Source organism: Paenibacillus sp. J31P316 (assembly GCF_056269105.1).
In genome coordinates this window covers 41,276-55,638 of sequence record NZ_JBWDNI010000004.1, presented here as the reverse complement: position 1 = coordinate 55,638, position 14,363 = coordinate 41,276, and the positions used below count along the sequence as shown (strand labels likewise).

Genomic DNA, 14,363 nt, shown 5'->3' with positions numbered 1-14,363 from the left:
GGCTCTTTTTTATTTGGTGGTCTCGTTTGATCAACTTATCCGCTATGTCGTGTACCCAGCGCACCTCTTGCACCGAATTCGCCTCTTTTCCGACAATGTACTGCACTGGGTACACCTCTTGCTCCGATCTCGCTGCTTTTCCACCCATGTACTGCACTGGGTGCGGCTCTTTCCTAACCTCAGCCCCCAACAAAAAGAACCCCGCATTCCGCGGGGTCCTCTTGTTCAATTACTAGACTTAGTCAGCCAAAATCAAATCTCCGAATTGCGCTGGATCTTTGCCGTTCGCGATACCGCCCATGTAGGACAACCAACCCTTGCGGCCCGAACCGTCGCTGTCGTTAATGACGAACGAAATTCCGATGTCCTTCGAACCCGCATAAGCAGCCGGACGTATGTCGTCCCAATCGAAGGCAAGCGTGTACGTCGTCGTCTTCGCCGCTTCATCCCGCTTCACGAAGCTGTGGCTCCGTGTCAGCAGCTGGCCGTAGCTGAGCCCGAGCGCCGAGTAATCCGACCGGTCGACCGCGATGCCGTAGGCGCCCGTCGACGAATTCAGCGCCGACGTGAAGCTGAGGTGCGGGCCGGCCGTGACGGGACCGGACGCTCGAGCCGGATCGATCGACACCTGCAGGCTGTCGCCTGCCCATGCGTCCACGATGTTGGATTGCGTCATGGAATGAACGTCATCCTTCACCTGTACGGTCAGGTACAGGTAATCGTCGTCCCATTTCACTTTCGCCGTCGCGCTTTGGTCATTGACGCCGCCCCATGTTCCGGAAGCTTGGGAAGCCTGATTGAGCACGATGTCCGTCGCCCCCGTCCATTCGCTGGCGTGAATCGTGCCGTCGATCGTGATCGGCGTAGCTGTTTTCTTCGCCGCCAGCGCGCTGATCGCGCGCTGCACGTCGAAGCTGTAGCCGCCGTTCAGCGAGACATGGAACGTAAACGAGCCAGGCGCATAGCTGTCCAGCGTCGGAATCGTGAAGACCGCCGTTCCCGAGGCATTCGCTGCAACAGTGGAAATCGTCTTCGACTGCGTCCAGCCATTCGGGCCGGTAGCGTTGATGACGATGTTCGACACCGCGCCAGCCGCATGGTTGCTGTATTTGAAATTCAAGTTATAGCCGCCCGAGGCGTTCAGCGACGGCGAAATCTCCGTGCTGTACAGCCCTTTCGTCGTGAAGCTGACGTTCTTCGTCGGGTACGTCGTGCCGCCCGCAACCGGGGTAATGCCGATCGTGCCTTGGAACTGCTGGAAGCTGGACGGTACGTTGAGAACGATCGTATCCTTTGCATGACCCGACGTAAAGCTGCCGCCCGAAGCGACCGACCAGCCCGTCGGCAGGGTCATGTTGTACGTGCCGGACAACGCCTGCACATCGGAACCGCGCTGAATATCAATGGATACCGTGCTGCCCGGCGTTGCCGTCGTCTCCGTGAATACCGGCGTGAAGCCCGTATTCTGAACTTGGAACACCCGTACCCAGTCTACGTACATTTCGCCCGTTTTCCCGTAACGGTCGAAACCGCCGCGGTAAGAATCGGCATCGCTCTTCCGGAACGCATTGTTGATCATGAAGTAGTTGCCCACCGTCCAGCTGCGGTCGAGCGTCGCATGCGAGGAGTTCGGAATGTATTGATCGTCAAAATAATAGTACGTCGTATTCTCGGTAATCAGCATGCCGTACGTATGCCAGCCCTCGGACAGGTTCACCCCGTTGCCGAAACTGTTCGTGCTGGCCGTGCCGCCCGTATGGATGCCGCCGTAGCCGTCGCCCCACGTATGGTGATTGTAGGTCGTCGTGGTCGGATTGCCGCCCATGTACGCCTCGAGCACGTCGAGCTCGTCATTGCCGGGTCTGCCGTTCGGATCGTTCGGCGTCAGCGTCCAGAATGCCGGCCACAAGCCCGGGTTCGGAGGCAGGAACAGACGGGTCTCGAAGTATTGCGCAGCGCCTGGCTTCGTCACGAACCCCGAGCCGTCGGTGCCCATCGAAGCGAGGAAGCCGGTCGTGTACTTCTGCCCCCAATTCGGCTCGATGACCGAATCCCAATTCTTCGTCTCGATCTTCATGTAATCCGAATTCACGATCGAGAACGGACTGTAATTGACCGCGGCGCCGTAGGTCCAGTTCGGCGGCGTGAATTTGGCGTCCGCGTACTCCGGCCAGCCGTACGGGTCCGGCTTGGCCGCGGCGTACTTGGTATCGCCCGTACCCGTGTACGAAATGGTCGGCAGCGTCGTAAAGTCGTCCAGGAACACCTGCTGCATCGTCAACCCATGGGCCGCGATCGCTGCCGGCACCGTGCTGCGGGTGTTGCCAGGTCCGCCGTTCCATGTCGTCGATCCTGCATTATTGATGATCTGAAGGTAGCTGTCGTCGGATTCCCCGCTCGCATTCCACGCCCGGATATGAATCGCGACCGGACCTTTCGGGAAGTCCGAAGCGTTGAACGTGAACGTCCCTTTGCCGCTGTCGTTCTGGTCAAGATTGATGTCCGCGGACGTCAGCGCCTTCATGTAGCCGTAAGGATTGGTATGCGCGCCGTCCGGCGCGTGCAGCGACTCTGCGCTCGCCTTCGTGAAGCCGGGCGCGTAGAACGTTACGCCGACCGTGCCGCTGCTTACCGTCGAATAATACGTCGGGCTCGTCACGTTTATGAGCTTGAATTTGTACGGGCTCGTTCCGCCGCCTTGACTCGGCGTATATTCGAACGCCTTGATTAGCGCATAGGCGCTGCCGGAGATGGATTTGCCCGACACTTTGACCGTGAGGGTATGGGCGCCGGCCGGAAGACCGGTTTCCTCGAATACTTTGGCCGTATCCACCCATGTGGCATTGTACGTATCGACCGTGCTCTCCAGGAGGCCGTCGATGTAAACCTTCACGATGCCGCCCTGGCTTTGCTTCGTCATGTACAGCGCGATCGTCGTGCCCGTAAAGTGGAAATCGACCGACTCGTCGGTATTATCCACGTTATCGTACATCCATGACCAGCCGTCGCTCCACCAGCCAGCGCCGTTAAACGTGAATTCCGGCTCGGCCGCATTGGTGGACCATCCGCCCGAATGCGGATTGCTGCTCGCGTTTACCACGATTTTGTCCGGATCCGTGCCCGGATCGGGATTCGACTGATTGGAGCCGTAGTCGAACGCCTTAATCAACACGTACGCGTCGCCCACGATCGACTTGCCGGCCACCTCGATCTTGATGCTGTGCGCGCCCTGCGTCAGCCCCGTCAGCTCGTAAACGTTCGCCGACTCGACCCACGTCGCATTCGCCGTATCGACCGTCGTCTTCAGCGTGCCGTCGACGTAGATGTTCGCCTTGCCGCCTTGGGCATGCTTCGTCAGGTACAGCTTGATGGAGTTGCCCGTGAAGTTAAACTGGACCGCTTCATTCGCGTTCGCCACGCTGTCGTACATCCATGACCAGCCGTCGCTCCACCAGCCTGTTCCCGTGAAGCTGAAAGCCGATTGGGTCGTATTGGCCGTCCATTGGCCGCTGTTCGGAACGGCGTTCTTGTCAACGAGCGTATGGCCCGTTGCAGGCGCCGGCGGCGGATCGTAATTGCCGGATGACTGCTGAACGCCATAGTCGAACGCCTTAATTAAGACGTAAGCATTCCCGGTTATCGACTTGCCCGCCACTTCGACCTTAAGGGTATGCGCCCCCTGCGTCAGAGCTGCATCCTCGAATACCTTCGCCGATTCGATCCAGGTTGCGTTCGCCGTATCGACGGTCGTGCGCAGCGTGCCATCCACGTAGATGTTCGCTTTGCCGCCCTCCGCATGCTTCGTCAAGTACAGAATGATGGAGTTGCCCGTGAAATTAAACTGAACGGCATCGTTCGTATTCGCGACGTTGTCGTACATCCATGACCAGCTGTCGCTCCACCAGCCCGTGCCGGTAAAGGAAAATGCCGTCTGCGTCGTATTGGCGGTCCACTGGCCCGTATTCGGAACAGTGCTTGCGCCTACTAGCGTATGTCCCGATGCCGGTGCCGGCGGCGGGTCCAAATTCGCGGGAGGCAGCGTGCCGTAATCGAAAGCCTTGATTAAGACGTAGGCATTCCCGGTAATCGACTTGCCTGCCACCTCGACTTTGATGGTATGCGCGCCTTGCGTCAGCGTCGTATCTTCGAATACTTTAGCCGATTCGATCCAGCCTGCGTTCGCGGTGTCGACCGTGCTCTTCAGCGTGCCGTCGACATAGACGTTCACTTTGCCGCCTTCCGCGTGCTTCGTCATGTACAGCGCGATGGAGTTGCCCGTGAAAGCAAACTGGACCGCTTCGTTCGCGTTGGCGACGTTATTGTACATCCACGACCAGCTGTCGCTCCACCACTGCGTGCCCGTGAACGTGAAGGCCGTCTGGGTCGTATTGCCGGTCCACTGGCCCGAATTCGGCACGGCGGCCGCGTTCACGAGCGTATGGTTCGCTGCAGGCGCCGGCGGCGGATCCAGGTTCGGAGCCGGCGGCGTGCCGTACACGAACGACTTGATCAGCACGTACGCATCGGTCGCGACGGACTTGCCCGCCACCTCGACCTTGAGCGTATGCGCGGCATTCGTCAGGCCCGTCTGCTCGAACACCTTCTCGGATTCCACCCAAGTCGGGTTGACCGTATCGATCGTGCTCTTCAAGGTGCCGTCGACATAGACGTTCACTTTGCCGCCATATGCATGCTTCGTCATGTTGAGGGCTATGTAATCGCCGGTAAAATGAAACGTGACCGCGTCAGTCGCATTGCTGACGTTATTGTAGAGCCAGGACCATTCATCGCTCCACCATTGCGTGCCCGTGAAGGTGAAGGCCGTTTGCGTCGTATTATCGATCCATCGACCGGCATACGGGACGCTGCTGGCGTCCACAGTCGTTAATACTTCTCCTGGAAGCGGGTTCGCCTTGGTGCTGAGGGAAGTGCCGGGAATGAACCCGGAGAGCAGGAGCAGCGCTGCGAGTACGAGCGCCGTCCATCTGGTTATCGGCTTGTTGTTCAATCAAATCCTCCTGACGATGTTTGGGATTGGGATTGTCCGATTTCTCTCATGCTGCTCTACCTAGCGACATGCGCTGAAGGCCATGACTGCACTGACGCTTACGCCTGTCCCTTTGAATCGGGCCGGTCGACGGACGGCAATCAGCCTGACTTTCGTCACGCTCCTCCTTTCTATCGCTTGCATATCATAGCGAGAAGATCGTATCATCACCCCCGCACAGCGGATAGGGGACAACATTCCGATTTCTATGGTTTATTCAACTATTTTGGTAACATATGTCTGTTTTTATATATGAGCGACCTGCCCTCCGTCTAGGCTTAACCGTTGCGGGACTGCTTCAATTTCCCCCTGTATTCATTCGGCGTTTTACCGGTATACTTCTTGAAGACTTCAGAGAAATAAGCCGGATCCGAGTAACCGACCAGCTCCACGATCTCGTAGACCTTGTAGCTGTTGTCGAGCATCAGTTCCTTCGCTTTGTTCATTCGAATCGTCGTCAAATATTTCAAAAACCGCTCTCCCGCATTCTTGAACAATAAAGAGAGATGGCCCGTCGAAATAAAGACATGGTCGGCAACCTCCTTCAACGTCAGGCTTCGGCCGTAATTCGCCTTCATGAACCTCTTCGCTTCCACGAGAATAATGCTGTCGCGGGAGGCGTCGTCCTCCTCCAGACTCTCTTCTTCGGCCGGCTCCGCGGCTGTTGACTGTGGTTCGAATGCTGCGCCCTCTATGTACGAATAAGCGACTTTAACGGAACCTTCCTCTTCGTTGCCGGCAAGCGCTGACCTCGCAGACTGCATCGAACGATGAATCGCCGACGGGTCCGTGACCGTCACGCCAATACCGACGGAGAAGGTTGACTTGAACAGCCCGACATAACGATGCAGCTGACCGACGATATCCGTGAAGCGCTGCCGGCTGCCGTCCTTGGACAGCAAATAGACCTCCAACCGCGCCCGATCGACCAGATGATAGCCGAAATGCTGCGAGTCCCAGAGATCGCCCAAAATATTATCCAGCGAGAATGCCAATAGGTTCTGTTCCCGCTCCGAGATGCGCTTATCGTAGATCGCCAGCCTGTCCAGCTGAATGACGGCGGTTGTGTAGCTCTCCGCTTCCAGGAGCACCTCTCCCGCCGCGGCATCCTGCTCCAGCACCTCGCTCTGCAGCGGCTTCTCGAAGAGCCTGCCGAGAAAATCGTCCCGCAGCACCTTCGTCAGCTGAGAGGCCTTGCGCGTGAGCACCTCCAGTCGCTGCCGATTCTGCTTCTGCTCGTCAAGCCGGACTGTCAGGCGCTTGATCGAATTAGACAGCTCCGAGAAAGACACCGGCTTCAGCAAATAGTCGACCGCGCCGTGCTGCGTCGCTTTTTGGGCGTAGCTGAAATCGCTATAACCCGATAATACGATGACTTTAATAAACGGGTAGCTGCGATGAAGGGACTCCATCAACGCAATTCCGTCCATGAATGGCATGCGAATGTCGGTCATCACGATATCGACCGGATGGCCCGACAGGAATTGAAGCGCTTCCAAACCATGGGCGCAGCAACCGGCGACTTCGATATCATGGTCCCCCCATGTCCAAGCGGCCAAGCCGTCGCGTATTACTTTCTCGTCGTCAACAATCAATAGCTGATACATGCCAGATCGTCCCCCCGAGCGGTTTACTCTTCGCTAGACTTCTTCATGAATCGTGAGAGAAACCGGCGGCCGCCATGGGCGCTACGGGTTTCTGCCCTTTTATGATAGAAGCAAAGAATACTGGAAACTGATATTTCCTTCGCTTGGAACAAAACGGCGACGTTACCGTCGCCGTCTCCATTCCCTATGATAATTCAACTTGTCAAATCTTGTCCATCCGACCTGCGAGCTCCTTGGCCGCGGATGTTCCCCAAGCTTTGTTCGGACGCTCCCCCATCCGCAGCGTCAAGACGCCGCCGCCCGCCAAATCCTCATGGTTGATGCGCGGCTCGGCCAGCGGCTTGCCGTTGATTTCCGCCGATTGAATGTATTTGTTGCGTCCGGATACGCCTTCCGCATGGATGGTGAACGTCCGGCCGCCGCCAAGCGCGATCTCCGTTCGTTCGAACAGCGGACTGCCAAGCTCGTAGCTCGCCTTGCCCGGACAGATCGGATAGAAGCCCATCGCGCTGAACACGTACCAAGACGACATCGCGCCATTGTCCTCGTCGCCGCAAATGCCGGTCGGCGTCGCTTGGTACCACAGCTTCATGATTTCCCGCAGGCGGCGCTGGGTCTTCCACGGAGACGACGTGTAGTTGTACAGGTACGGAATATGGAAGGCCGGTTCGTTGCCCTGGCAATACTGGCCCATCAATCCGGTCGCATCCGGGAACTGTCCGAGGAAATGATATTTCGAGCCGTCATATTGCTCGGCGAACAGCGCATCCAGCCGCTCTTCGAATTTGTCCGCGCCGCCCATCAGCTCGATTAGTCCTTCGATATCGTGTTGGACATGGAAGCTATAGATCCAGGCATTGCACTCGGAGAAATAATCCCTGCCTCCCAGCCCGCCGCCGAGCTTGGGATCGAACGGCTCCACCCATTCGCCGTCTGCGGATTTGGGCGACATAAACCCGGTTGCGTCGTTGTACAGCTTGCGGTAATTCTGCGAGCGCTCCATGAAATAGGCGTAGTCATCCTCTCGGCCGAGCTCCCGGGCCATCTGCGCGACGCACCAGTCGTCGTAGGCATGCTCCAGCGTGACGGCGACGGACTGCCGCCGCTCGAAGCCGTCGACTTCCTTCACCCATTCCTTCTCCCCCGGACGAAGCGCAGGATAGAAGCCTTGATCCAGGTAGACGCGGTCCAATTCCGTGAGCGGCCCGTGAACCCATGGAAGCATCGTCACTTCCGTCGCGTTGACTTTCATCGCCTCGAAGGCTTTGGCCGCATCGAAGTTCCGGTAACCCTTGGTGTATACGTCATAAATGAACGCAGCCGTGTGATTGCCCGTCATGACAGGCAAATCGCCCTGCACGAAAGGAAATTGCGGCAGCCAGCCGCATTGCTCGTACATGCGCACATACGAGTGAATCATGTCCTGCTTCCGTTCCGAATCCAGCAGCAGCTGCAGCGGATGAAGGCAGCGATACGTATCCCAAATATTATCCGACACGTAGAAATCACGGCCGCCGCTCTCATGAACCTGGCCGTCGTAGGCGCTGTAATAGCGGCCGTCCTCCGTAATGCTGCTCATATTGAGCAGGGAGCGATAGAGCGACGTATAGAAAACCGTCTTCTGCTCTTCAGACCCTCCGGTCACCTCGATGCGGCTGAGCGCGTTCTGCCAAATCTCGCGGGCGGCCTGCTTCGTCTGCTCGAATGAGCGTTCGTCCAGCTCGCTGCTCAAATTGCATTTCGCCTGTTGGCCGTCGATATAAGAGACGCCTGCGCGCACCTCAAGCAAACCGCCTTCGGCTGCCGCGCGGAGCACGCGTCCGGCATGCCGCTCCGACTGCCATTCGCCGATTGCAACGACTGGCTCCGAGAACTCGAGATGCGTATAATGAGGGACGCCGTTCAGCGTGCCCGTAATCGATATCGAGCGGTCCGAGAGCAGCGTCAAGCTTCCGTTCTTGGGAAAACCGACGACCAGCACGGCGGACGGACGGTTCGGATAACCAAAACGATAGACGGCGGATTGATAGGCAACCGTCATTTCCGCCTGGATGCCCTCGTCCTCCAGCAGAACGTCATACGCATAAGGCGCCGCATGCTCCAAATCGTGATCGTAGAGCGAAGACAGCTTGGACGGATCGGGCAGGTCCGCCTCGTGGGTCGGCATGAGGTAGGCGCACCCGGCCGGGAACCCGAATATCCGTTCAGCCAAATATTTGTCCATAATGCCCGGCGTCGTTATCGGCGCGAGCTTCATCATGCCGTGAGGCAGCGAAACGGTCGGCGAGGTTGAAGTGAGCAGATGGCCGATCGTTCCGATCATCGGATTTACATAGTCGACAGCTAGCATGGAATCCCCTCCGTATCTTCAGTCCTATCTATTGTAGCAAGGCAGCATGGCCAGCTAAATAAGGCAAACCTCCAAAAAGTACGGGTATTCCTATGCTTATGATCGACTTCCTTGTTACGGCGCCACGGCATTGACGACTGCTTGTCCAAGCGCATGATCGTAGCTGCCCCAGTCGGGATCCACGTTGCCGTACGGATGATTAACCATATTGCCCTTCAGCTCGGTCAAATAATAGACGCCGAACTCATGCAGACGCTGAAAGTACGTAAACCCGCCGACGAACGCGCAGTCGAATTCCTCGGCAAGCCTGCGGTAGCGTTCATGCGAAGCTTCAACCTGTCGCATCGAGCCGCAGAATAACGGGTGCATGCCGTTGTTCGTTACGATCAGGCACGGGATGCCATCCCGCCGCAGGTGCTCGAGAATGCCGCGTATGGCCGGCTCAGCCCCTGCGCCAAGCCCGGAATCGTTCAGCATGTATTCCAGAATGACGAGATCGGGGTTGACGCTCTTCACCTCATGCTCATACCGCAGCAGGCCGCGGGCGGAGCTTTCCCCTCCGATCGCCACATTGGAAGAATAGATCGTGGAAGAAGGAGCGCCGTGACGCAGCGCGCGCACCAACTGATACGGCCAACGTCCCGAACGCGTCGTACTTTCCCCGTAGAAGGCGATTCGCACCGGATTGCCGGCGAGCAGCTTCTGCCTGAAGGGCTCTAGCGCCGCCTTATTCAGTACGGGAATCGCTGCGGGCGCCTCTTCCTTCGAATGCGGGAAATTCATGATGGACTGCGGGTTGGCATGGATTCGGTAGCTGGCTCCCGCCTTCAAGGACTCCGGCGGCACCGTGCTGAAATCAAGGGATAGCCCCCAATCGACCGTATGTCCATACTCGCTCAGCGTGACCAGCGGCACCGGGTTATCCAGCGAAGCCGTTATCGGATCCGTCCAGCGCAGCGAAGTCCGATCCAGGCTGCGTTCCCGGCCGTAATCGATGCCTGCCGAAGCCATGAGCAGCAAGATGGAGCAATCGTCCGGCGAATAAGCGATGATTTCCACCTCGTACACGCGAGGCGTCGCATCCAAATACCGGCCCGACAGCACCGGAGTCGGCGATTCCTCCTGGTCTTCCAACGATTCCTTCAGCGTGATGCCCGCTCCCCCGTCGTATAACGATTCCTCGCCCCAACCGGTAAACACATTGGCCAGCACGATGCCATCGCGGACGACCGGCGGATCCGGCAGTAACAACTCGCGGGATTCCGGTGCTTCCGTCAGCCCCTCGATGACGACGATCTCCCCGTCCTCCCGCAGCACGATGGAATCATAGCGGCAGAGCCACACGTCATAATCCAGCAGCAGCAGCTCGCCCTCCGCGATGCGTCCTTCGGGATGCCGCTTAATCGTCCCCCAGTAATAATCGAAGCTATAGTCTTCTTCCGGCCGATAGAGAACGGACTGGCTTTGGTCGTGCACGCGAAGCGTATCCGGCACCATTCGTTGATACGGCATGCCTCCGCTTCCCCGAATATCCTCGCCATTCCAGAAGCAGGGCGACTGCCGCGCTTCCCCGGTCATGGCATACCGTTGATTGCGGTACGCTCTGCTGCCGCCGGGACGTATGGGCAGCGACTTCTCCTCCCCAATCGCGATGCTTCGTCCGTCCGCCATTCGGATGGTTCCGGGCATCACCTTTACCTGCCAAGGCGATTGCGCATCGCAAACCACGCGGCAAGTCCCTTTGTCTACGACTTGATTCTTACTCGGCATCGTCGTGATTACTCCCCTTCTCGTTACAGTGTCTATACACCATTTCTTGATCGATGCGTGACATCCTTCCGGGAAGGAGAAGTTAACCGGATCATGAATCATAAGTTTAAGTATTTACTTAATTAAGTAAATGGTTTACTATTGGCATATGGATACTTTTACAGCGATTGCCGACCCCAACAGACGCCATATTATTGAATTGCTGGCCGAGAATGGCCAACTTTCCGCATCCGACATCAGCGGCAGCTTCACGATCAGCCCGCAGGCGATATCGCAGCATCTGAAGGTGCTTCGCGAGGCGAACGTGGTCACCGTGGAGAAGAAGGCGCAGCAGCGGATCTACCGTCTGAACGAGCAGTCCATCTCCGAGGTGGAAGAATGGGCGAAGCGCTACAGACAGCTTTGGAGCAAGCGATTCGAGAAGCTCGACGGCCTATTGCAAGCGCGGATGGAGCAGAACCGGCCGCATAATCAATCGAAGAGAGGGATGGATAACGATGACCGTAGTGAATGAAACGAAACTGACGGCAGAGCCGGGCAAGCAAGTGATTCTAATTGAGAGAGAATTCGATGCGCCGCGCGAGCTCGTATTCGAGGCTTTCACGGATGCGGATTTGTTCGTGCAGTGGATGGGACCCAGCGTTCTTACCATGGAGCTGGAGAAGTTCGATGCACGGGACGGCGGCGCGTGGAAATACATTTCGAAGGATCCGAATGGCGGCGGGGCTTATGCCTTCTGCGGCGTGTTCCACGAAGTGACTGCCCCGGAGCGAATCGTGCAAACCTTCGAGTTCCTCGGACTTCCGGAGCGCGGGCACGTGACGCTGGAGACGGCGGTGTTCGAGGAGTTGCCCGGAGAACGGACGGTCGTGAAGATGGAGTCCGTGTTCCGCTCGGTTGCGGACCGCGACGGCATGCTGCAGTCCGGCATGGAAGGCGGCATGAACGATTCGTTCGACCGGCTGACGAAGCTGCTGGAGACGCTTCGCAATCGCTAATGTTCGTCTCAATAAAGGGCCGATCGACCTCGCCGGCGCGGGGGATGGGCCCTTTAAATTAGATACGCAGCGGTATGCGCGGCCAGGCGGGGCGCTTAAGACTTGTCGCCGCCCGTGGGCGCGTCCCGAATGCCTAACGATACGAGCGGGCCGTAGTTCATGACCCGAATCATCATTTTGGCCATTTGCTCCGGCGATTGGCTCAAGCCGGATTCGATCCAGTGGAGCAGCAGGCCGAAGTTCGCGGCGGTGATGTACGCGACCATATAGTCCTGCGGAATGTCGATGTTTTTGGCCGGCACGTATTTGAGCTTGTCATAGATACGGGTGGCCATCAATTGACGGAACCGAATCGCGTAGGACAGGTCTCCCTTCTGCCCGAACATGATGCGCAGGAAGTCCGCATGCCGTCCGAAAGCCTCGAAGATCTTCACGCTGTCGGGATAGGCTTCTTCCTCCTCGGCATAATCCATTGCGACATGAATATCGATATGCTCCACGTGAACCTTGATGTGCTCGTACACCTCATCCTTCAACTGCTGGAGCATATCGGGAACGTCTTGATAATGAAGATAGAACGTCCCCCGGTTCACTTCCGCGCGATTCGCGACATCCGTGACGGTAATATTCTCCATGCCCTTCTCGTTAATCAGACCCATGAGCGCTTGGTATAGCATTTGCTTCGTCCGGACCTTGCGGCGATCTAATTTCGTCGTCATCCCATCAAGCCGCCTTTACTTTACTGATTGCGTTAATGAACATTCTCCCCGTGATTCGTAGACTAATGAACAGTGGCGCCAATAGTGATTATTGTACTTTTCTCTCCCGTAATTATAATTAACAACATGCTCATTAATCAACAGCTTGTTCAATAACAGTGAGGGAGTCCACATAACGTGCATGTATTTAAACAAAAAGTATTTTGGATTGGATCGTTCGCCGTTCTGCTTGTTTTAGTAATATTCGGCGCTGCGATGATGGGGTCGGTTCTCGGTACGAAACCGAAGGATGTTTCCGTCGCGCTTGTTTCCCTGGATCAATCGGTGAACCTGCGGAACGGCAGCACGTTAGCCGTTGGCGACATGGTAAAAGAGAAGTTGACATCGAATTCTGAAATGCCCATTAAATGGACGCTCGTGAACTCGGAAGAGGAAGCCCGTGACGGATTGGACAACAGAAAGTTCTACGGGGCTTTGATCCTGCCTGCGGATCTTAGTTCGGGCATCGCTTCCCTTCTTGGTCCGTCCCCTAAGCCGGCAACCGTACAAATTATCGCCAACGAGGGCTTGAACGCGCAAGCTGCAACGGTCGTCAAACAAGGGCTTGGCCAAGCGATGAACTTGCTGAGCACGGGACTTTCGAGTTCCATGCTTGATCAACTGGGCGAGGAGAATCAGAAAGTGCCGGTTGCTGTAGCGAAAGCACTGCTCTCTCCGGTCGTTGTTCATGAAGAGACCGTGCATGCGGTCGGTACGAACAATGCGACGGGCAATGCGCCCGGACTGTTGACGCAAATCATGTGGATCGGGAGCTTGGTCACGGCGTTGATTCTCTATTTGTCAGGCGTGCACGCCATGAAGGCCGGTGCCAAACGGCATTCGGCGGTCGTATGGCAGCCTGTTGCCGGCGTGGCCATCGTTGGCCTGGCATCCGGATTTCTCGTATGGATGGCTTCTTCATGGTATGGCATGGAGATCGCGCATAACGTGGACGTTTGGCTGTTCCTATGGTTCGCGGCTTCAACCTTCTACATGCTTCAATCTTCGCTGCTGAACTGGATCGGATTTCCCGCGATGGGCATTCTCGTGCTGCTTATGTTCTTCTCGATGCCGCTTCTTAACATGGCGCCGGAGTTTCTGTCTCAAGCATCGCATGATTGGATTTACTCTTGGACACCGCTCCGGTTCGCAGCCGTCGACCTTCGAGAAGTGATGTATTATGGCGGGTTAGGAGCGATCGATTCGAGCACATCCGTCTTGTGGAGTTTGATCGGAGCGTTCCTGCTCCTGCTGCTGGCATCCGGATTCAAGAAAGGCAAGTCGGCGGTTTCCTTGGTTTCCGTCGTTCCCGATTCTTCCGCGGTCTTTGCGTCCTCCGAGCCTTTCCCGTCTTCCGACTCAGCCGAGTCATCCGAATCCGCGGTTTAATTCGCTTTTTGACATGACGATGGGCAAGCCAAACGGCTTGTCCTTTTGTGATTTCAATCCGATTTCAACAAGCATACGCCGGGTTTGCGCCGTACTTTGTAGTGCGACGCTTGCGGAGCAGCCTTGAAGACTCGTCCGCTTCCAGCATGCGATCCGGCTCCGTCATGCCGGCTACGGCTATCTGGATATCGTGCAGGCATGCGGCTATGCCGACCACGCTCACTTCGCCAAGGATTTCAAAGCGTTCGCCGGCTGCACGCCCGAGCAGTTCTTCAATAGCGCGTTTCAGCCGGAATTGGCCCAGACGTTTAACGACCGCGAATCTTCCTCCACGGTCGTGAATTGCAGCGCTGGCTTCGGCAAATGAACGAAATGGATACGCGAGTCTGAACCGGTCCAGACGCCGCATGATAAAAGCGCCTTGAGCATCCGCCGCTGCGGCAT

At 56.9% G+C, this 14,363-nt stretch carries 9 protein-coding genes; 3 read left to right on the top strand and 6 right to left on the bottom strand.

Going from position 1 to position 14,363, the window contains the following annotated elements; genetic code table 11:
• Positions 1–238: 238 nt before the first annotated feature.
• From AC0YNU_RS15665 to AC0YNU_RS15650, 4 genes are all read right to left on the bottom strand, one after another.
• Positions 239–5,008, bottom strand: a complete 4,770-nt coding sequence (locus AC0YNU_RS15665) for a sugar-binding protein (RefSeq protein WP_475758099.1) — start codon at positions 5,006–5,008, stop codon at positions 239–241.
• A gap of 317 nt (positions 5,009–5,325) precedes the next feature.
• On the bottom strand, positions 5,326–6,654 hold the full coding sequence (locus AC0YNU_RS15660) for a response regulator (RefSeq protein WP_475758097.1): 1,329 nt from the start codon (positions 6,652–6,654) through the stop codon (positions 5,326–5,328).
• A gap of 202 nt (positions 6,655–6,856) precedes the next feature.
• Entirely contained in the window at positions 6,857–9,004 is a 2,148-nt protein-coding gene (locus AC0YNU_RS15655; protein WP_475758095.1) for a GH92 family glycosyl hydrolase, read from the bottom strand.
• Between the two features lie 114 nt (positions 9,005–9,118).
• Positions 9,119–10,774: an SGNH/GDSL hydrolase family protein gene (locus AC0YNU_RS15650; RefSeq protein ID WP_475758093.1), complete on the bottom strand. Its 1,656-nt coding sequence runs from the start codon at positions 10,772–10,774 to the stop codon at positions 9,119–9,121.
• Positions 10,775–10,922: 148 nt separating this feature from the next.
• Between AC0YNU_RS15650 and AC0YNU_RS15645 the strand changes: the two genes are divergently transcribed.
• Both AC0YNU_RS15645 and AC0YNU_RS15640 read left to right on the top strand, forming a co-directional pair.
• Positions 10,923–11,288, top strand: a complete 366-nt coding sequence (locus AC0YNU_RS15645) for an ArsR/SmtB family transcription factor (protein ID WP_475758091.1) — start codon at positions 10,923–10,925, stop codon at positions 11,286–11,288.
• The gene (locus AC0YNU_RS15640; RefSeq protein ID WP_475758089.1) at positions 11,272–11,772 is read left to right on the top strand and encodes an SRPBCC family protein; all 501 of its coding nucleotides are present in this window, start codon (positions 11,272–11,274) and stop codon (positions 11,770–11,772) included. The genes AC0YNU_RS15645 and AC0YNU_RS15640 overlap by 17 nt, the downstream gene beginning before the upstream one ends.
• 95 nt (positions 11,773–11,867) lie before the next feature.
• Here AC0YNU_RS15640 and AC0YNU_RS15635 read toward each other — a convergent pair whose 3' ends face one another.
• Positions 11,868–12,491, bottom strand: a complete 624-nt coding sequence (locus AC0YNU_RS15635) for a TetR/AcrR family transcriptional regulator (protein WP_475758087.1) — start codon at positions 12,489–12,491, stop codon at positions 11,868–11,870.
• Positions 12,492–12,668: 177 nt separating this feature from the next.
• Between AC0YNU_RS15635 and AC0YNU_RS15630 the strand changes: the two genes are divergently transcribed.
• Positions 12,669–13,919 (top strand): YhgE/Pip domain-containing protein, encoded by a 1,251-nt coding sequence (locus AC0YNU_RS15630; protein ID WP_475758084.1) that lies wholly within the window; start codon positions 12,669–12,671, stop codon positions 13,917–13,919.
• Positions 13,920–13,983: 64 nt separating this feature from the next.
• On the opposite strand, the gene AC0YNU_RS15625 is transcribed toward AC0YNU_RS15630, so the two are convergent.
• The gene (locus AC0YNU_RS15625) at positions 13,984–14,328 is read right to left on the bottom strand and encodes a hypothetical protein (RefSeq protein ID WP_475758082.1); all 345 of its coding nucleotides are present in this window, start codon (positions 14,326–14,328) and stop codon (positions 13,984–13,986) included.
• Between the last annotated feature and the right edge of the window lie 35 nt (positions 14,329–14,363).

Coding starts and splice junctions, on each gene's coding strand:
- AC0YNU_RS15660 (WP_475758097.1), bottom strand. CDS start 6,654: ATGTATCAGCTATTGATTGTTGACGACGAGAAAGTAATACGCGACGGC.
- AC0YNU_RS15655 (WP_475758095.1), bottom strand. CDS start 9,004: ATGCTAGCTGTCGACTATGTAAATCCGATGATCGGAACGATCGGCCAT.
- AC0YNU_RS15635 (WP_475758087.1), bottom strand. CDS start 12,491: ATGACGACGAAATTAGATCGCCGCAAGGTCCGGACGAAGCAAATGCTA.
- AC0YNU_RS15645 (WP_475758091.1), top strand. CDS start 10,923: ATGGATACTTTTACAGCGATTGCCGACCCCAACAGACGCCATATTATT.
- AC0YNU_RS15625 (WP_475758082.1), bottom strand. CDS start 14,328: ATGCGGCGTCTGGACCGGTTCAGACTCGCGTATCCATTTCGTTCATTT.
- AC0YNU_RS15650 (WP_475758093.1), bottom strand. CDS start 10,774: ATGCCGAGTAAGAATCAAGTCGTAGACAAAGGGACTTGCCGCGTGGTT.
- AC0YNU_RS15640 (WP_475758089.1), top strand. CDS start 11,272: ATGACCGTAGTGAATGAAACGAAACTGACGGCAGAGCCGGGCAAGCAA.